This is a genomic window from Dysgonomonas sp. 511 (assembly GCF_010501105.1).
Classification (GTDB): domain Bacteria; phylum Bacteroidota; class Bacteroidia; order Bacteroidales; family Dysgonomonadaceae; genus Dysgonomonas.
Window position 1 is genome coordinate 1 of the sequence record NZ_QVMQ01000089.1, and the last position, 394, is coordinate 394.

Sequence of the window (394 nt, forward strand, 5' to 3'; positions counted from 1 at the left end):
ACTTTTTAGGGAGATACGAGATACCAGTAGACAAGTTAACGAGTTGGTTTCTTATAAAATATGAACTTGTATCTCGTATCTCTGTAATTAAAACAAAAACAATATACCATGAAACAATATACTCCACTACTACTCTTACCTTTAGCTCTTTCTCCCGGTATGCGGGCTATATTTTTGATTGTAATCAGCCCGTCGTTTATTTCCGGAACTTCGAGTTCGAGAAGCCTTTCCAGATGTTTGCGGCAGAGTGGCTCAATGCAGAGGCCTTAGCCGGAAACCTGAACAGATTAAATCTGCCCGGAATATATACGACATCCGTATCAGAACCATAAATATTTTCTTTCGAAAATTCAAACAGGGGGGCAAAGACGGTAATATAGGGTGAACCATAATG

Annotated in this window: 1 protein-coding gene; it reads right to left on the minus strand. The window is 39.3% G+C overall.

The annotated features are described in order from the left end of the window. Nucleotides 1-196: 196 nt before the first annotated feature. The coding region (locus D0T57_RS15635; RefSeq protein WP_185154695.1) for a hypothetical protein at nt 197-394 on the minus strand (198 nt) is incomplete at its 5' end.